Below are 18090 nucleotides of genomic sequence, written 5' to 3'. Positions count from 1 at the left end.
TCGATTACTCGGGCTGGCTCTCACTGGAGAGTGCGCCGGTGTCACTTGTTTCCAGCACGGCGTAGGCGCTGCTGCAGAACAGCGAGTTGAGCCGCTTCATATCTGCGATCAGCTCAAGGTGCAATGAACTGGTCTCGATACTCTGCACGATTTTACGTTGCAGTCTGCTGACATGAGCGTGCGCCAGACGCCGTTCCTGTGCCCGGAAACGACGTTTCTCCCGCAATAGCTGGCGAGCGCTTTCCGGATCTCCGCTGAGAAAGACCGACAGGCCCAGGCGCAGGTTGGCGATCAGTTGCTCATGTAGCCCGGAGAGTTCTTCCAGACCCACGTCGGAAAACGACCTGCGCTGGGCGGTTTTCTGCTGCTGAACCTTGCGCAGCATGCGTTCGATCAGACCGCTGGCGAGTTCGAGGTTGATTGAAAGCTCGATGATTTCTGCCCAGCGGCGGTTGTCCTGATCGCTCAGATCCTCGCGCGGCATCTGTGCCAGATACAACTTGATCGCGTTGTAGAGCACTTCGATATCGTCGTTCAGCCGGCGCACCTCTTGCGTCACGGCCGTCTGGTTGCCTCGCAACACTTCCTGCATGGCGTTGAGCATGCTGTCGAGCAAATCGCCCATGCGCAACGTCTCGCGAACGGCATTGGCCAGCGCCAGGCTGGGTGTGGACAGTGCCGTCAGGTCCAGATGGCGTGGCTTGGTCTGACCGTTGACCTCGGCCTGTTGCGGCAGAATCGAAGCGCACAGGCGTCCCATCGGTCCCACCGTCGGCAGCATGATCAGGCAGCGCAGCGAGTTGTAGATCACGTGGAAGCTGATCACCAGACTCGACGGGCTGACGTTCAGCGAGTCCATCCAGTGCACGAGCGGCGTCAGGACCGGAACGATCAGCAACAGCCCGATCAGCTTGTACAACAAGCTGCCCAGCGCCACTTGGCGCCCGGCGACGTTCTGCATGCTGGTGCTGAGAAAGGCCAGCAGCCCGCTGCCGATGTTGGCGCCAATGACCAGGCCGATCGCCACTGGCAGGCTGATGATTTCGGCGCCGGCCAGTGTTGCCGTCAGCAAAACGGCAGCCAGGCTGGAGTATGAAATCAGCGCGAACATCGCGCCGACCAGGGCATCGAGCAGCAGATCACCTGTGAGTGAAGCGAACAGTACCTTCACGCCGGCGGCCTGAGTGATCGGCGCCGCAGCGGTCACGATCAACTGCAAGGCGAGGATGATCAGGCCCAGACCGATGCCGACGCGACCCAGTTGGCCGATGCGAGTCTGCTTGCGCGAAAGAAAGAAAATCACGCCAAGGAAAATCAGCAGCGGCGAGAGCCACGACAGGTCGAACGTCAGTATTCGAGACATGACGGCCGTACCGACATCGGCGCCGAGCATGATGGCCAACGCTGGCGTGAGCCCCATCAGGCCCTGACCCACGAACGAGGTCACCAGCATGGCGGTGGCGTTGCTGCTCTGAACCAGAGCTGTCACGAGAATCCCGGCGATGAACGCCAACGGACGTTTCGACATGTTCTGGCTGAGCACGCGTCTCAATTGTGAACCGTAGACGCGCAGGATGCCGGTACGAACGATGTGCGTGCCCCAGATCAACAGCGCGACGGCGGAAAGCAAATCGAGCAGGGTCAGCATACGGAAAGCCCCCTGTTGTTGCCCAACGGGCAGAAGATTAAAAGTGCAGCGTGTAGCGAGCGAAGGCGCCTGAGCAGCTAGATGTTCAGCGCGCTCGACTAAAGCTTTAGTCGGCCTGAGGCCTTATTGCCAGCATGGCACAGACGATTATTTCTTGAAACAAATCTGTAACAAATCAAGCGTTTCGAATCGCCCAGCTCCGGCAATGGCAAGACTGTGGGCGCAAGCTTGCACCTCTCCAGGCCATGCCGCTCAATAAAAAACGGGGCATCCAATGCCCCGTTCTGTCACCGCTACACGCACTGGGTGTTATTGACCCGGAACGTCCTTGCGAAGTTTCACAGGGTCTTTCATGGCCTTTTTCTTTGCCATGGCCATGCGCATTTTGATGTTGATGGCCTCCACTGCCAGCGAGAACGCCATGGCGAAGTAAACGTAGCCTTTTGGCACGTGCACATCGAACGACTCGGCGATCAGCACCGTACCCACCACGATCAGGAACGAGAGCGCGAGCATCTTGAGCGACGGGTGTTTGTCGATGAAGTCGCTGATAACGCCCGAGCACAGCATCATGATCAGTACCGCGACAATGATCGCTGCGACCATGACAGGGACATGGGAGACCATGCCGACTGCGGTGATGACGGAGTCCAGCGAGAAGACGATATCGATGATCGCAATCTGGATGATGGTGTACAGGAACAGACCGCCCTTGCCTTTCGGCTCGTCGAGTTCCTCTTCTTCACCTTCCATGCCGTGGTAGATCTCTTGAGAGCTCTTCCACAACAGAAACAGACCGCCGAAGAACAGGATCAGGTCGCGGCCGGAAATGCCCTGGCCGAAGACTTCGAACAGGTCATCGGTCAGGCGCATCACCCACGTGATGGACAACAACAGCAGGATGCGCGTGATCATCGCCAGGGCCAGGCCGAAAATACGCGTGCGAGGCTGCATGGCCTTCGGCATGCGGCTGACCAGGATCGAGATCATGATGATGTTATCGATGCCCAGAACGATTTCCAGGGCAGTCAGCGTGAAGAAAGCAACCCAGATCTCAGGGTTGGTCAGCCATTCCATTACGTTTTCCTTTGGGCTTGTATGACCCTCGCCAACCTGTGTCGGCGAGGGCGTTCATTTGCATTTATAGACTGCTGTAGGCAGGGAAAATCCCCATCAGCAGTGCACCGATCATGATGCACACGCACACCAGCACCGCCCACTTGAGGGTGAAGCGCTGATGATCACCGAACTCGATGCCGGCAAGCGCCACCAACAGATAGGTCGACGGCACCAGTGGGCTCAGCAAGTGGACGGGCTGACCGACGATCGAGGCACGCGCCATTTCCACCGGACTGATGCCGTAATGCGCCGCGGCCTCCGAAAGCACCGGCAGGACGCCATAGTAAAACGCATCGTTGGACATGAAAAAGGTGAACGGCATGCTGACGATCGCCGTAATGACGGCCAGATACGGCCCCATCGACTCGGGAATCACCGCCAGCAAGCTTTTCGACATGGCGTCGACCATGCCGGTGCCCGACAGGATACCCGTGAAGATACCGGCTGCGAAAATCAGCCCGACCACTGCCAGCACGCTGCCCGCGTGAGCGGCAACGCGATCTTTCTGCGCCTGCAGGCAGGGATAGTTGACGATCATCGCGATACTGAACGCGATCATGAACAGCACCGGCAGCGGCAGCAGGCCCATGATCAACGCCACCATCAGTGCCAGAGTCAGCGCTGCGTTGAACCAGATCAGCTTGGGACGGCGGGCGTCCGGGAACTGCGAAACGCTGATCTCGCTATGGTCGACTTCGTCGCCCGGCAAATGCAGCTCGCCCAGACGCGCACGCTCGCGTTTGCCGTAAAAATAGGCGATTACCAGAATCGCCACGACACCCGCCAGCATGGCCGGGATCATCGGCACGAAAATGTCCGACGGGTCGACGTGCAGGGCGCTGGCAGCACGGGCGGTCGGGCCGCCCCACGGCGTCATGTTCATGACACCACCGGCCAGAATGATCAGGCCGGCCATGATTCGCGGGCTCATGCCCAGGCGGCTGTACAGCGGCAGCATCGCGGCGACGCAGATCATGTACGTGGTGGCGCCGTCGCCATCCAGTGACACGACCAGCGCCAGCACTGCCGTGCCGACGGACACCTTGACCGGGTCGCCTTTCACCAGCTTGAGGATTTTGCGCACGGCCGGGTCGAACAGGCCGGAGTCGATCATCAAGGCGAAGTACAGAATGGCGAACATCAGCATCACGCCGGTCGGCGCAAGCTTGGTGATGCCCGAGAGCATCATGGGGCCGATGTCGGAGGCAAAGCCGCCGAACAGGGCGAAGACGATTGGAACGAGGATCAGGGCGATCAACGCCGACAGGCGTTTGCTCATGATCAGGTACATGAAGGCGACGACCATGGCGAAGCCGAGGAAGGTCAACATAGCAATACTCCAGCGTTACGCGACGTGAAAAAGACGAGACGAAGTCATCAGCTCAGAACGAGCGGCGCGTGGAGTCGGGGGGCGAGCGAGGGGTACATCGCAGTGCAAGCAAGCATCAGAATCACCTAATTGTTGTTGTAGATGGGCCGGCGAACGTCAAAAGACGTCCGTTCTGGCTACCGGTCTGTCGCCGGCGATGACGGGATGCTAAAGGGATAAGCTTTCAGCCAGCTTTCGCGGGTGATACGTCGCACGCTGGACAAAAAATGAAGCGATTGGCTTGAGCGGCAGTCACATCCTGAACCAAGTCGGGAGAACATCCATGAATGAGATGCACACGGGCGGCTGCCATTGCGGCAATTTGCGTTATCAGTTCGAGGCGCCGCTGTCGGATATTGCCCACTGTCACTGCTCGATCTGCCGACGCACCTCCGGCGGAATCGTCGTGACCTGGATCACCGTGCCGCTGGACGCGTTCAAGTGGTTGGCAGGCAGCCCTGCGGCTTACGATTCCGGTCCGACATGTGTGCGTTATTTCTGCAACAACTGTGGGGCACAGGTCGCGCTGTTCAGCCGCAACAGCCCGCAGACCATGGACGTGACCATCGGCACGCTCGATCATCCGGAGCTGGCGCCGGCTGCCCGGCATATCTGGACTGACAACCGCCTCCCCTGGCTGCATCTGGACGAGCACCTGCCGGGCGAGCCGGAAGAAACGGCGACCCATCGCTGCGGATGAGCGGGCTCAGCGCTAACGGAGAGGTTGCGGTTTTTCCGATCGCCAGCACGCTCACCCTTGGCGCTCAAGCTGTCACGGCAACTCCAGTCCGCCCGCAGCTTTGTGCAGCGCGCGCAGATGTTCGCCCACCTGCTTGAGGTTTTCATCGGTGGCGGCGATCTCAGCGGCGCGATCAGGCTCCAGTAGCGCTCGCACTTCCGTGTCCAGATCGCCGGTCAGCCGCTGCAGCTGCTTTTGCCGCTGGGTGCTCTCTTCTTCCAGCCGCTGCCACTCGCCTTGTTGCGGAAGGCCATAACCGCCGCTGCCCAGCAATTCTGCCGGGCGACTCAAGAAGCCGCTGTTTGCCAGAATGTCCTGCAACGTGCCAGTGGCTTTGGAGACGCCGTTGTCCTTTTTCTCCACTGCGCTCAGATAACGCTGCTTCACCTCATCCTGCGCGAGCAAGAGCTGGCGACGCTGAGCCGCCTGTTCCAGCAGCAGCATTGCGGCGCTGGTCCGCAGGTCGGCCTTGGCAAAGTAAGGCTGGCGCTCCTTGGCAGGCAATGTCAGCCAGTCCTCGACGGTGGTTTGCTTGACGTCCGTGGTTTTGCGCAGCACATCGAACATCGCCTGGTAGCGGTCGCGATACGAGTCGAAGCGGTAACCCAGGCGCAGGGCTTTCTTCTGATCGTCGAGCACACTGGTGTCGGCCAGCCCTCGCCCTTTCAACACTTCCAACAAGCCGTTAGGCATGATGCTGTCCAGGCCAATCAGACGTGGATCGTTCGTACCGCTGCGCAGCAACTTCAGATTCTCTACCGCGCAATTGTTCGACAGGAACCAGTAATTGCCGTCGTACGCCCAGTGCATTTCAGCGGCATGTTGCACCAGCCCGTCTATTTCTTCGCGAGACAGCTTGAGTGGCACCGACGCCAGGCTGCGCAGTTCGGTCTTGGTGTATTCGTCGATGACCTGACCCAGCGGCAGCACGAAGAGCCGTGAAGGATAGGCGCCCGTCAGACCACTCCAACTGGACAGCTGCAGGTCATTGACGAAGGCGCGATAGGACAACACCAGATGCTGATCAAGATCAAGCCGGCAATCCGGGCCACGTGGCCGGCCGGGTTTGCAGATCACCAGACGCAGCATGCTGTGACCCCAGCGACTCACCAGGTTCTGATTGGCTTCGGCCAGCAGATAGTCCACTTCATAGACGCGCTCGGGGTCGAGCTTGCCGAGCGGCTCGCGGGCAAAATCGTTGCCGGCATTCAAATACGGGTAAGACGTGGGGCAGTCATCCTTCGTGGCAGGCGCCCAGTCGAACTGCTTTTTGTAGTAGTCATACAGTGCCGGACGGCGGCAGGCGTACGCCGGATCGAGCAGAAAATACTCCATATTCACTGCCACGAACTCCAGCGGACTGCTGATTTCGTAGATATCAGGGCTTCGGGCGACTTGGCCGTTGCGTTCTTCGCGATCCCCTCGCCGTCCGACGTACTGTGGCCAGCCGGCCAGGTCCAGCAGTCGCGGGTCGTCGCTGAGCGTGAAGCGCCGTTCGGTCTGTCCTCGACAACTGTCACGCAGACCGATCTTGCCGACGCTGTTGCCCTGCCGCGCGCACGCAATGATCAGCTTGCGTTCCTCGGGTGACCAGAGCTGGGCGTGATCGTAAATGTGGGTCAGTTCATGCAGAACCGTTGCGAGCATTTCTTCGCGCACGGTGCCGTGGGGGCGATTGGTTCGGGTGGTGGCGGCGCTGCCGTCGGTCAGCCCCGACAGCAGACGCTGATTGAGGTCCAATCGATACGGGCCGTCCGCGCGTCCGTAGGCATTGGACGGCATGTCGTCGGTCCAGTGGACTTCGACCTTGCGATCCAGTTTGCTGACGAACATCGGCGGCAGAGCGGCCATTGCTTCATCCAGCAGCGCCTGGCTGGCTTTCTGTTGTGCAGCATCAAGCCCGTCGGTGTGCAGCGACAGGCTCAGGTCGGCGAAGGCGCTCGTGCAGATCAGCGAGAGTGCCGACGCCAGCAGCCAGGCGGCAACGCGCCTCACAATGCGAGAATGGCTTCAGCGAGGTCCTGATCACTTGCATTGCGGGCTTCTGGCAGACGCTCGCGCAACGTCGCGAATGCGGCGTCCAGTCGGGCAGCGTGAATGTTGCCATTGCTGGCCACATAGCTGGCGGCATCGTCCTGGGCTTCGATCACCATTTTCCAGTTACGCACCGATGACGTGGTGTCCGAGGTGAAGTCGACGCTGCGGCCAAGCGCGCGGACAACGATGTTACTGGTGGCTTTGAGAGTTTGCGCGTGCGCGACATCGGTCAGCAACAGCAGGCCGAGGGCGGCGGCGATCAACGGGGTACGCATGGAACGGCTCCAGAATACAGAAGGTGCAAAAAGTGACTATTGGACGAGGATTGCCTGCGCCAGTTCAAGGTCGCTGGCATGAAGTTTTGGCCGGGTCTGGCGCAGATACATCAACGCCGATTCCAGCTGTGCTCCTCGCAGTTGGCCTTCACTGGCAATGAACGCTGCTGCATCATCCTGGGCGGCAAGTATCAGTTTGTTATCGAAAGGCCCGGTCGTCACCTGGCTGGTGGCGTACCCGCTTTTGATCAGGCTTTGTGTGGTTGTGTCGAATGCTTGAGCCTGGCTGGTGAATATCAGGCTGGCAGTCATCGCAATCAACAGGCGAGACAATGAACGCATGAGTCTTCGGTATCGGCAAAACGAGTGGCAAGGCTAGCGCAACACCCGGGCCAGAGCTAGTGCGAACGCTCGGGTGTGCTGGTTCAAAGCTGTCGCGATGCTGAATCAGATAGCAAGAATTGCCTGAGCCAGTTGTGCGTCGGACGCCTGCAAGCCGGGTGCGATTTCACGAATGTGCTGGAACGCGCCTTCAAGCTTCACGCCGCGGATTTCGCCCTGACTGGCCACGAAGCTGGCCGCGTCATCGCGAGCAGCCAGAACAATCTTGTCGTCGTGAAAGGACGAAGAGATCTTGGAGGTTGCATTGGACGATGCATCCAACGCGCGAACGATGGTGTCAGTCGTCACGACGAAGCTGGAAGCCTGGACGCCGGTAGCCGCGATGGCGAGAACTGCAGCACTTAAAAGATGAAGGCGGGACATACGTAGACTCCAGTGAACAGATTCAATGACCGCATGAGCAGATGGCGTGCGATGAGCAAGCCTGCGCGGGCGGCGGTAAGAAGGTGTTACAAGACTAACTTAACGAGCGGAGGTGGAATAGCAGGGCGAAATGCCACATGCCGTCACAGTGCGATACAGAATGGTTGGAGCGCACACCAGATGAAATTGTACGGGTCTATTGAGCAGATAGTTCAACTGTATCGGTTATTGCTTAGGCGCCTTGAGAATCACAGCAATCGATGAAAGAGCCCTGTAAATGACAAAACCCGTCGCAGCTGCCTGCGACGGGTCTTGTTTGAACAATTCGGGTTGCTGGTGAGAGGCTCGTAGCCTGGGACCAGCAGACGCTTACTTAGCGCCAGAACGGCTTGCTCAGCTCTTCGTAACGCTGGGATTCGCTGATACCGGCGTCGGCCAGCAGACGAGCATCCAGACGGGCCAGTTGATGGCGGCTGGACAGGCGACGCTGCCAGAGCATCAGGTTGGCGAACATGCGCAGCGGCAACGAGGCTTGAGCGGTTTTTGCGGTGTCTTCGTAGAACAGTTCGGAACTTACGGTGCGTTCCATGGTGCTTCTTCCTTCCGCTTGTGGCGGGATTAGATAGTGGCTTGATTGGTGACAATCTTCCTCTCGTTGCCCCTCTCTCTCCAGACACAGTTCACTTGTATTGTGCTGCTCCAGTTAACTGTGATCAGGCACTGTTTTGTTCGGATTTGGGGCAACTGTATGGGTCAGCACACTATTGGTGCATTTTCTGCGCAGCACTCGTGAAAAGGAAGATTTCGGAGGGGAAAATGACCGGTACAGCAGAACAGTTTTTGAATTATTTCCGTTCAGTTCTTTGGAGGTGACGACGAAAGGTCGTCGTCACCTCCAAACTGTTTTCTCACACGGCCAGCATGCGACCGGTTTCTTCAAGGTTCAGGTGCCAACTGAGTGCGTCGCGCAGTACATGTGGCGTGTGGCCGCCGATAGCACAGGCTTTACGGAAATAGTCGTTCAACGCCTCGCGATACGCGGGGTGGACGCAGTTGTCGATGATCACTCGCGCCCGCTCGCGGGGCGCCAGACCGCGCAGGTCCGCCAGTCCAATCTCCGTCACCAGAATGTCCACATCGTGCTCGGTGTGATCCACGTGGCTCACCATCGGAACCACGCTTGAGATCGCGCCGCCTTTGGCAATGGACTTGGTGACGAAAATGGCAAGGTGAGCATTGCGCGCGAAGTCGCCCGAGCCGCCGATCCCGTTCATCATTCGGGTGCCACCCACGTGCGTGGAATTGACGTTGCCGTACAGGTCGAACTCCAGGGCTGTGTTGATGCCGATGATGCCCAGGCGACGCACGACTTCAGGGTGATTGGAGATTTCCTGAGGGCGGAGCAACAGTTTCGATCTGTACTGCTCAAGATTGTTGTAGACCGCGTCATGCTTGCGTTCGGACAGGGTCATGGAGCAGCCCGAAGCGAAGTCGAGCTTGCCTGCTTCGAACAGATCGAATGTGGAGTCCTGCAGCACTTCGGAGTACATCGCCATGCCATGGAACGGCGAGTCGATCAGGCCGGTCATGACTGCGTTGGCGATGGTGCCCACGCCTGCCTGCAGCGGCATCAGCTGGTTGGTCAGGCGATTCTGACGTACTTCGTTTTTGAAGAATTCGACCAGATGTCCGGCGATGGCCTGGGTATCACTGTCGGCGGGCAGTACAGTTGAAGGTGAGTCGGTCTGGTCGCTGAACACGATCCCGACGATCTTCGCAGGGTCGATCTTCACGGCCTGGCTGCCAATGCGGCTGTCGGCTTTGAGTACGGGAATTGGCAGCCGGGTCGGCCGGTAGGTCGGAATATAAATGTCATGGAGCCCTTCGAGCTCCAGCGGCTGAGCGATGTTGATCTCGACGATCACCTTTTCGGCCAGGATGGCGAAGCTCGCCGAGTTGCCGACCGAGGTGCTGAGCACCAGGTGGCCTTCTTCGGTGATCGCCACGCACTCGATGACCGCGATATCGACCGCCTTGATCTGGCGATTGCGCAGTTGCTCAACGGTGTCGGACAGATGCTGGTCGATGAACATGACCGTGCCGTCGTTGATAGCCTTGCGCAGCGTATTGTCGACCTGAAACGGCATGCGACGGGACAGCACGCCCGCTTCAGTGAGTTGTTTGTCCAGATCATTGCCCAGGCTGGCGCCGGTCATCAGGCTGATTTTCAGCGGCGACGCCTTGGCTCGTTCGGCCAGCGCTTTGGGCACAGCCTTGGCTTCACCTGCGCGGGTAAAGCCACTCATACCGACGGTCATGCCGTCCTTGATCAGGGAAGCGGCATCTGCCGCGCTCATTACCTTGCTCAGCAGCGAAGGCAGACGGATACGTTCACGGTGCATGATGTTCTTATCTCGGGACGAGGATGCGAGTGAGCAGTCTAGAGAGTTGGTGTTTTTTCGTCCCGCTACCAAGGTCGCATTCGAGGCCTCTAATTAGCGGGTTTCAGAGCAAAACACTTTTACGCCAGATGTAAAAAACCCCCTGCGCCAGAACGCGCCGGGGGTTCTCTGTAGAGCGGGCCAGAGCGTTTACTCGACGGCTTTGACCATGTCTTCGATGACCTTCTTGGCGTCGCCGAAGACCATCATGGTTTTGTCGAGGTAGAACAGCTCGTTATCCAGACCTGCATAACCGCTGGCCATGGAGCGCTTGTTGACGATGATCGTCTTGGCCTTGAAAGCCTCCAGGATCGGCATGCCCGCGATAGGCGACTTCGGATCGTTTTTCGCGGCCGGGTTGACCACGTCGTTGGCGCCCAGCACCAGCACCACGTCGGCCTGGCCAAACTCGGAGTTGATGTCTTCCATTTCGAAGACCTGATCGTAAGGCACCTCGGCCTCGGCGAGCAGTACGTTCATGTGGCCCGGCATGCGACCTGCGACGGGGTGAATCGCATATTTCACGGTCACGCCGGCATGGGTGAGCTTCTCGGTCAGCTCTTTGAGCGCGTGTTGAGCGCGCGCTACCGCAAGGCCGTAGCCAGGCACGATGATCACCGTGTCGGCATTGGTCAGCAGGAAGGTCGCGTCATCAGCCGAACCGGATTTCACCGGGCGTGCTTCTTTTGCCCCATCTGCTGCGCCAGCATCTGCTGCGGCGCCGAAACCGCCGCCGATCACGTTGAAGAACGATCGGTTCATCGCCTTGCACATGATGTAGGACAAAATCGCACCGGACGAACCCACCAGCGAGCCTGCGATGATCAGCATCGAGTTGTTCAGCGAAAAGCCGATACCCGCCGCCGCCCAGCCCGAGTAGCTGTTGAGCATCGACACGACCACAGGCATGTCCGCGCCCCCGATCGGGATGATCAGCAGCACGCCGATCACGAATGCCAAAATCAGCATGACGCTGAACGCGAACAGGCTGCCCGTGAACATAAAGGTCAGGCCGAAGAACAGCGTGGCCAGGCCGAGGATCAGGTTCAGCTTGTGCTGCCCGGCGAACTGTACCGGTGCTCCCTGAAACAGGCGGAACTTGTATTTGCCCGACAGTTTGCCGAAGGCGATGACCGAACCGGAAAACGTGATCGCACCGATGGCCGCGCCGAGGAACAGTTCCAGGCGGTTGCCGGTAGGGATCGAGTCGCCCAGGTGCTGAACGATGCCCAGCGACTGAGGCTCGACCACAGCCGCGATGGCAATGAACACCGCCGCCAGACCGATCATGCTGTGCATGAAGGCAACCAGCTCCGGCATCTTCGTCATTTCAACGCGCTTGGCCATGATCGAACCGGCCGTGCCACCGACGAGCAGACCCACGATGATGTAACCGATGCCTGCGCTGGCGCCGTCGGTGGACAGCGCAGCCAGTTTGAACACCAGGCCAATCGTCGTCAGCACGGCCAGGCCCATGCCGAGCATGCCGAACAGGTTGCCGCGACGCGAAGTAGTCGGATGCGAAAGGCCTTTGAGCGCCTGAATGAAGCAGATCGCCGAAACGAGATACAACAGGGTGACGAGGTTCATGCTCATTACTTCGATACCTCGTCTTTCGTTTTAGGCGCTTTCTTCTTGAACATTTCCAGCATGCGGCGGGTGACCAGAAAGCCACCGAACACGTTGACGGCCGCCAGCGCGACCGCCAGGGTGCCCATGGTCTTGCCCAGCGGGGTGACGGTCAGCGCGGCAGCGAGCATGGCGCCGACGATGACGATCGCCGAAATGGCGTTGGTCACGGCCATCAGCGGGGTGTGCAGCGCAGGGGTGACGTTCCAGACCACGTGGTAGCCGACATAGATCGCCAGCACGAAGATGATCAGGTTGTAGACGCCATGAGAGATCAGCATGTCTTCCATTGTTTTTATCCTCAGCCGTTCTTGCGGACGATCTGGCCATCGCGGCACATCAGGCACGCGGCGACGATGTCGTCTTCGAGGTTGATCTCGAACTGTCCTTCCTTTGTGAAGACCAGCTTCAGGAAGTCCAGCAGGTTGCGTGCATAAAGAGCAGAAGCGTCTGCCGCGACCAGCGCTGGCAGGTTGGTGTGCCCCACGATCGTGACGCCGTGCTCGATCACCACCTGGTCAGCCACGGTCAGCGGGCAGTTACCGCCCTGGGCTGCCGCGAGGTCAATCACTACCGAGCCCGGTTTCATCTGCGAGACCGTCTCGGCACTGAGCAGCACCGGCGCCTTGCGACCCGGAATCAATGCTGTGGTAATCACGATGTCCGCCTGCTTGGCGCGCTCGTGAACGGCTACGGCCTGACGCTGCATCCAGCTGGCGGGCATCGGGCGTGCATAACCGCCGACGCCGACCGCCGCTTCGCGCTCTTCGTCGGTTTCGTAAGGCACGTCGACGAACTTGGCCCCCAGCGATTCGATCTGCTCCTTCACTGCCGGACGCACATCAGACGCCTCGATCACCGCACCAAGACGCTTGGCGGTCGCAATCGCCTGCAAGCCAGCAACGCCCGCGCCCAGGATCAGCACGCGAGCAGCCTTCACCGTCCCTGCGGCGGTCATCAGCATCGGCATGAAGCGCGGATAGTGATGTGCGGCCAGCAGCACCGATTTGTAGCCGGCAATGTTGGCTTGCGAAGACAGGACGTCGAGGCTTTGCGCGCGCGAGGTGCGCGGTGCAGCCTCCAGGGCGAACGCAGTAATGCCGCGCTCGGCCATCTTCGCGATGATCTCGTTATTGAACGGGTTGAGCATCCCGATGACGACAGTGCCGGACTTGATCAGCGCCAGTTCACTGTCGCCAGGTGCGACGACCTTGAGGATCAGCTCGGCGCCGAAGGCATCGGCAGCGCTGCCAATCGATGCGCCTGCCGCTTCATAAGCGCTGTCCGTCACGCTCGCAGTAATGCCTGCGCCTGACTGGACAGTGACCTTATGACCCTGGCCAACGAGCTTCTTGATGGTTTCCGGAGTTGCAGCAACCCGAGTTTCACCGGACTGGGTTTCTAGAGGGACTCCAATGTGCACGTCAAATCTCCTGCGTGATCTTTTTATCTTTTAAAAATAGGCCAGCGCGCTGCGGATGGCGCGTCTGGGGCAGCGATCACCACGTCCCCGCCAGACAAGACGGGGGCGCGGCATTTTGCAGGGGGAAATGTGGGGCTTCAAGGAATTCTGTAACGCGACGTGTATTTAACTACAAGTCACCCTGTGACCGTTTGACGCAACAAATCGCTACAGGCCATACAGTTAAAGGCGTTGAGCGACTTCAGACGCGCTCGAAGTTTTTTTCGTATTGATGGGAAGAATGGCTGTAAATAACGCTGAAAGCCACGTGCCATAACGCGTACAGCCCGTTTTGTATTCACAACGGAAGTGTTTCTAAAATGCGACATTGGCAGATATATGTAGTCTTTGACTTGGGCTGACTACAGGGTCAGAAAAGATCGAAATCAGCTCCTGATCAAGGCAGGGCGTAGGTTTCAGCCTGATACACAAGCCAATCGCGGAAGGCCTTTAATGACGCCGATTCGACTTTTCGCTCCGGAATCATCAGGTAGTAGGCTTTTACGCTCGCTAGCGCATGGGTATTTGCGATCACCAAGCGCTTTTCTGCCAGCTCCCGCTGGATCAGAAAGGGTGGGATCAGCGCGACGCCCATTTCATGCATCGCCGCCTGTGCGAGCATGGAGAATAGTTCGTATCGCGGCCCTGTCATGTCTCGCGCGACGTTCAGGTCCATCGAGTTAAACCATTGCCGCCACGCGTAGGGACGCGTCGTCTGCTGCAACAACGGCATATCGGCAAGTTCGCGCGCGCTGAACTGTGCCTTGTGGCCAAGTAATTCAGGACTACACACCGGCATCGGGTTTTCGCTCATCAGCCGATGCGATTCCGTACCTGACCAGTCGGCATCTCCGAAGTAGATAGCTGCATCGAACTCGGTGTCGGCAAATAGAAAAGGCCTGGTGCGATTGGTCAGGTTGATCGTCACGTCTGGATTTTTCTGTTGGAAATCCTTCAGCCTCGGAAGCAGCCATTGCGTACCGAAGGTCGGCACGACTGCCAGTTCGATGACATTCGCACCCTGATGCCCCATCACCGATAACGTGTCGCGCTCCACCGCGTCGAGCTGCGTGGCGACGCGTCGGCTGTAGGAAAGGCCCGCCTCTGTCAGCTTGACCCCTCTGCGCGATCGTCGGAACAGTTCCACGTTAAGGAATTCTTCCAGGCTGCCTATCTGTCGGCAAATGGCGCTTTGGGTGAGGGAAAGTTCGTCAGCGGCCTTGGTGAAGCTTTCGTGGCGGGCGGCTGCTTCAAAGCTGATGAGAGCGGCGGTGGATGGGATTCTGCGGCGCATGTACGTCTACCTCACTCATCAGGACCGTAAATGGCCATTTAAATTGTTTCGGAGTGAGAAATTAGCACAACACTGTTCGAAATCGTCGTTTGCCGTCTACCGAGTCCAGGCCTAGGATCAATGCACGACTTTTCCGGCATCGTCCGGAAGCATCACTCAGCGAGGAGAACGTCATGGGCGGCAAGGCAAGCTTCAACTGGATTGATCCGCTGTTGCTGGATCAGCAGCTCACCGAAGAAGAGCGCATGGTTCGTGACAGCGCCGAGCAATTCGCCCAGGACAAGCTGGCCCCTCGAGTCCTCGAAGCGTTTCGTTACGAACAGACCGATCCGGCGATCTTTCGCGAGATGGGAGAGGTAGGTTTGCTGGGGGCGACCATCCCTGAGCAATATGGCGGCAGCGGCTTGAACTACGTCTGTTATGGCTTGATCGCGCGGGAGGTTGAGCGCATCGATTCCGGCTATAGGTCGATGATGAGCGTGCAATCCTCGCTGGTCATGGTGCCGATCAATGAGTTTGGCACTGAGGCTCAGAAGCAAAAGTATCTGCCGAAGCTGGCCTCCGGCGAATGGATCGGGTGCTTTGGCTTGACCGAGCCCAACCACGGTTCCGATCCGGGCGCGATGATCACCCGTGCCAAGACTGTCGAAGGTGGTTACCGCTTGACCGGCAGCAAGATGTGGATCACCAACAGCCCGATCGCTGACGTGTTCGTGGTGTGGGCCAAGGATGATGCTGGCGACATTCGTGGCTTCGTTCTCGAAAAGGGCTGGCAAGGCCTCAGCGCTCCGGCGATCCATGGCAAGGTCGGCCTGCGTGCGTCCATCACTGGCGAGATCGTCATGGATAACGTGTTCGTCCCAGAAGAAAACATCTTCCCCGAGGTGCGTGGTCTGAAAGGCCCGTTCACCTGTCTGAACTCCGCACGCTACGGCATTTCGTGGGGTGCGCTGGGCGCTGCTGAGTTCTGCTGGCACACCGCCCGCCAGTACACGCTGGATCGCCAGCAATTCGGTCGCCCATTGGCAGCCAATCAGCTGATCCAGAAAAAGCTCGCTGACATGCAGACTGAGATCACACTGGCGCTGCAGGGTTGTCTGCGTCTGGGGCGCATGAAGGATGAAGGCACTGCTGCGGTCGAAATCACTTCGATCATGAAGCGCAACTCTTGTGGCAAGTCTCTGGATATCGCGCGTATGGCTCGCGACATGCTGGGCGGCAACGGTATTTCAGATGAGTTCGGCATCGCGCGTCACTTGGTCAATCTTGAGGTGGTGAACACGTACGAAGGCACACACGATGTTCACGCGCTGATTCTGGGTCGTGCGCAGACCGGCATTCAGGCCTTCTATTAAGGAGACCAGCCATGGGCGCGCTATCGCATTTGCGTGTGCTGGATCTGTCCCGCGTGTTGGCCGGGCCATGGGCAGGGCAGATCCTCGCGGACCTCGGCGCTGAGGTCATCAAGATCGAGCGTCCCGGTAATGGTGACGATACGCGTGCCTGGGGGCCGCCTTTCCTGAAGGATCCTCGCGGCGAGAACACCTCTGAAGCTGCTTATTACCTTTCTGCTAATAGGAACAAGCACTCTGTCACGGTCGACTTCACCCGTCCTGAGGGTCAGAAACTGGTGCGCGAGCTCGCAGCAAGGTCTGACATCGTCATCGAGAACTTCAAGGTCGGTGGGCTCAAGGCATACGGCCTGGATTACGCGTCGTTGCAGGCGCAGAACCCGAGGCTTATCTATTGCTCAATCACCGGCTTCGGTCAGACCGGGCCTTATGCCAAGCGTGCCGGCTACGATTTCATGATCCAGGGGCTGGGCGGGCTGATGAGTCTGACCGGACGTCCAGAGGGAGAGGACGGCGCAGGCCCCGTGAAAGTGGGCGTCGCGCTGACGGATATCCTCACCGGGTTGTATTCGACGTCGGCGATCCTTGCAGCGCTGGCGCACCGGGATCAGGGCGGCTCAGGTCAACATATTGATATGGCGCTGCTCGATGTACAGGCTGCGTGTCTGGCGAACCAAGCGATGAATTACCTGACAACCGGCACTTCTCCTCGGCGCCTCGGCAATGCTCACCCGAACATCGTGCCTTATCAGGATTTTCCTACGGCAGATGGCGATTTCATCCTAACGGTTGGCAATGACAGTCAGTTTCGCAAGTTCGCTGAGGTCGCGGGTCAGCCTCAGTGGGCAGACGACCCTCGGTTTGCTACGAACAAGCAACGTGTCGCGCACCGCGCCGAGCTGATTCCCCTCATACGCCAGGCCACGGTATTCAAGACCACCGCGCAGTGGGTCGCCGCTTTGGAGCTTGCCGGCGTGCCGTGCGGCCCCATCAACGATGTGGCGCAGGTATTTGCCGATCCTCAGGTTCAGGCGCGAGGCTTGAAGGTTGAACTGCCTCATTCTCTCGGTGGTGTTGTTCCGCAGGTTGCGAGTCCTATTCGCCTGTCCGAGACGCCTGTCGAGTATCGCCGCGCTCCGCCGTTGCTTGGCGAACATACCGAAGACATCCTTACTCGAGTGTTGGGACTTCAAGAAGCGGAAGTTGCGGCGCTGCGGGAAATTGGAGTGGTATAGCTCTAGTAATGGTCGTGTGTCTGTTGCTCTCTATATAAACAGCCGCAATCACCTGAAATTACAGCTTTTTTGCTTATTTCATAGAAAATTAAAATTAGGTATTGACGCCCCTCTCAATGTCTCTATAATTCGCCCCACTTCCGGCGCAGACGAAACGGAAAACTCCTTGAGATTCAATGAGTTAGACGAAGTAAGCAGCGCGGAGGGGCTTCGATTCAGGTCGCTGAGTCGGCAGTGGTGAAAAAGGTGGTTGACAGCAGATTGTAACGCTGTAGAATTCGCCTCCCGCTGACGTGAGACGCCAAGTCGAACGAGGCGCAAGTGGTTGAAGTTGCAAAGGAAACTTTGAAAACTTCTGAAAATAACCGCTTGACAGATGATGAGGACGCTGTAGAATGCGCGCCTCGGTTGAGACGAAAGGCTCTTGACCAACCGCTCTTTAACAACTGAATCAAGCAATTCGTGTGGGTGCTTGTGTCGTAAGACTGAAGTCGCAAGATTATCAGCAACGCAAGTTACTCCACGAGAAATCATGGTTTAACCAACGATTGCTGAGCCAAGTTTATAGGGTTTTCTCAAAACCCGATTGCAGTATTGAACTGAAGAGTTTGATCATGGCTCAGATTGAACGCTGGCGGCAGGCCTAACACATGCAAGTCGAGCGGATGAAGGGAGCTTGCTCCCTGATTCAGCGGCGGACGGGTGAGTAATGCCTAGGAATCTGC

Annotated in this window: 16 protein-coding genes and 1 rRNA gene; 4 read left to right on the top strand and 13 right to left on the bottom strand. The window is 58.4% G+C overall.

Going from position 1 to position 18090, the window contains the following annotated elements:
• Positions 1-4 precede the first annotated feature (4 nt).
• The 3 genes from QRN36_RS02785 to QRN36_RS02775 form a co-directional block, all read right to left on the bottom strand.
• Positions 5-1648: a Na/Pi cotransporter family protein gene (locus QRN36_RS02785; protein ID WP_285422721.1), complete on the bottom strand. Its 1644-nt coding sequence runs from the start codon at positions 1646-1648 to the stop codon at positions 5-7.
• Between the two features lie 309 nt (positions 1649-1957).
• On the bottom strand, positions 1958-2725 hold the full coding sequence (locus QRN36_RS02780; protein ID WP_093466702.1) for a TerC family protein: 768 nt from the start codon (positions 2723-2725) through the stop codon (positions 1958-1960).
• Positions 2726-2789: 64 nt separating this feature from the next.
• Positions 2790-4097, bottom strand: a complete 1308-nt coding sequence (locus QRN36_RS02775) for a CitMHS family transporter (protein WP_285422720.1) — start codon at positions 4095-4097, stop codon at positions 2790-2792.
• A gap of 322 nt (positions 4098-4419) precedes the next feature.
• Between QRN36_RS02775 and QRN36_RS02770 the strand changes: the two genes are divergently transcribed.
• Positions 4420-4836 carry a GFA family protein gene (locus tag QRN36_RS02770; protein WP_285422719.1) on the top strand — a complete coding sequence of 139 codons (417 nt, stop codon included), beginning with the start codon at positions 4420-4422 and terminating at the stop codon, positions 4834-4836.
• Positions 4837-4908: 72 nt separating this feature from the next.
• On the opposite strand, the gene QRN36_RS02765 is transcribed toward QRN36_RS02770, so the two are convergent.
• From QRN36_RS02765 to QRN36_RS02720, 10 genes are all read right to left on the bottom strand, one after another.
• Entirely contained in the window at positions 4909-6870 is a 1962-nt protein-coding gene (locus QRN36_RS02765) for a DUF4105 domain-containing protein (protein ID WP_285422718.1), read from the bottom strand.
• Entirely contained in the window at positions 6867-7187 is a 321-nt protein-coding gene (locus tag QRN36_RS02760) for a DUF2388 domain-containing protein (RefSeq protein WP_093466710.1), read from the bottom strand. Before QRN36_RS02760 ends, QRN36_RS02765 begins: the two co-directional genes overlap by 4 nt.
• Before the next feature lie 36 nt (positions 7188-7223).
• A complete protein-coding gene (locus tag QRN36_RS02755; RefSeq protein WP_285422717.1) occupies positions 7224-7529 on the bottom strand; it encodes a DUF2388 domain-containing protein in 306 nt (101 codons plus the stop codon).
• 105 nt (positions 7530-7634) lie between these two features.
• A complete protein-coding gene (locus QRN36_RS02750; protein WP_093466714.1) occupies positions 7635-7952 on the bottom strand; it encodes a DUF2388 domain-containing protein in 318 nt (105 codons plus the stop codon).
• A gap of 373 nt (positions 7953-8325) precedes the next feature.
• Positions 8326-8541 carry a DUF1127 domain-containing protein gene (locus QRN36_RS02745; protein ID WP_093466716.1) on the bottom strand — a complete coding sequence of 72 codons (216 nt, stop codon included), beginning with the start codon at positions 8539-8541 and terminating at the stop codon, positions 8326-8328.
• A 319-nt stretch (positions 8542-8860) separates the two neighbouring features.
• A complete protein-coding gene (locus QRN36_RS02740) occupies positions 8861-10354 on the bottom strand; it encodes an acetyl-CoA hydrolase/transferase family protein (RefSeq protein WP_285422716.1) in 1494 nt (497 codons plus the stop codon).
• A gap of 189 nt (positions 10355-10543) precedes the next feature.
• Positions 10544-11989 carry an NAD(P)(+) transhydrogenase (Re/Si-specific) subunit beta gene (locus tag QRN36_RS02735; protein WP_093466720.1) on the bottom strand — a complete coding sequence of 482 codons (1446 nt, stop codon included), beginning with the start codon at positions 11987-11989 and terminating at the stop codon, positions 10544-10546.
• Positions 11989-12312 carry an NAD(P) transhydrogenase subunit alpha gene (locus QRN36_RS02730; protein ID WP_093466722.1) on the bottom strand — a complete coding sequence of 108 codons (324 nt, stop codon included), beginning with the start codon at positions 12310-12312 and terminating at the stop codon, positions 11989-11991. The genes QRN36_RS02735 and QRN36_RS02730 overlap by 1 nt, the downstream gene beginning before the upstream one ends.
• An 11-nt stretch (positions 12313-12323) precedes the next feature.
• On the bottom strand, positions 12324-13445 hold the full coding sequence (locus tag QRN36_RS02725; protein ID WP_285422715.1) for a Re/Si-specific NAD(P)(+) transhydrogenase subunit alpha: 1122 nt from the start codon (positions 13443-13445) through the stop codon (positions 12324-12326).
• Between the two features lie 436 nt (positions 13446-13881).
• Positions 13882-14778 (bottom strand): LysR family transcriptional regulator, encoded by an 897-nt coding sequence (locus QRN36_RS02720; RefSeq protein WP_285422714.1) that lies wholly within the window; start codon positions 14776-14778, stop codon positions 13882-13884.
• A gap of 173 nt (positions 14779-14951) precedes the next feature.
• Here QRN36_RS02720 and QRN36_RS02715 point away from each other — a divergent pair, with 173 nt between their 5' ends.
• The 3 genes from QRN36_RS02715 to QRN36_RS02705 form a co-directional block, all read left to right on the top strand.
• Positions 14952-16133, top strand: a complete 1182-nt coding sequence (locus tag QRN36_RS02715) for an acyl-CoA dehydrogenase (RefSeq protein WP_285422713.1) — start codon at positions 14952-14954, stop codon at positions 16131-16133.
• Positions 16134-16144: 11 nt separating this feature from the next.
• Entirely contained in the window at positions 16145-17365 is a 1221-nt protein-coding gene (locus QRN36_RS02710; protein WP_285422712.1) for a CaiB/BaiF CoA-transferase family protein, read from the top strand.
• Between the two features lie 596 nt (positions 17366-17961).
• Positions 17962-18090: ribosomal RNA gene (locus QRN36_RS02705) — 16S ribosomal RNA — on the top strand; the annotation flags it as partial.

Origin of the sequence: Pseudomonas sp. efr-133-TYG-103a, from assembly GCF_030209235.1 — a bacterium.
Classification (GTDB): Bacteria; Pseudomonadota; Gammaproteobacteria; order Pseudomonadales; family Pseudomonadaceae; genus Aquipseudomonas.
The sequence above is the reverse complement of the archived record's forward strand: the minus strand, read 5'-3'. Positions and strand labels throughout refer to the sequence as shown.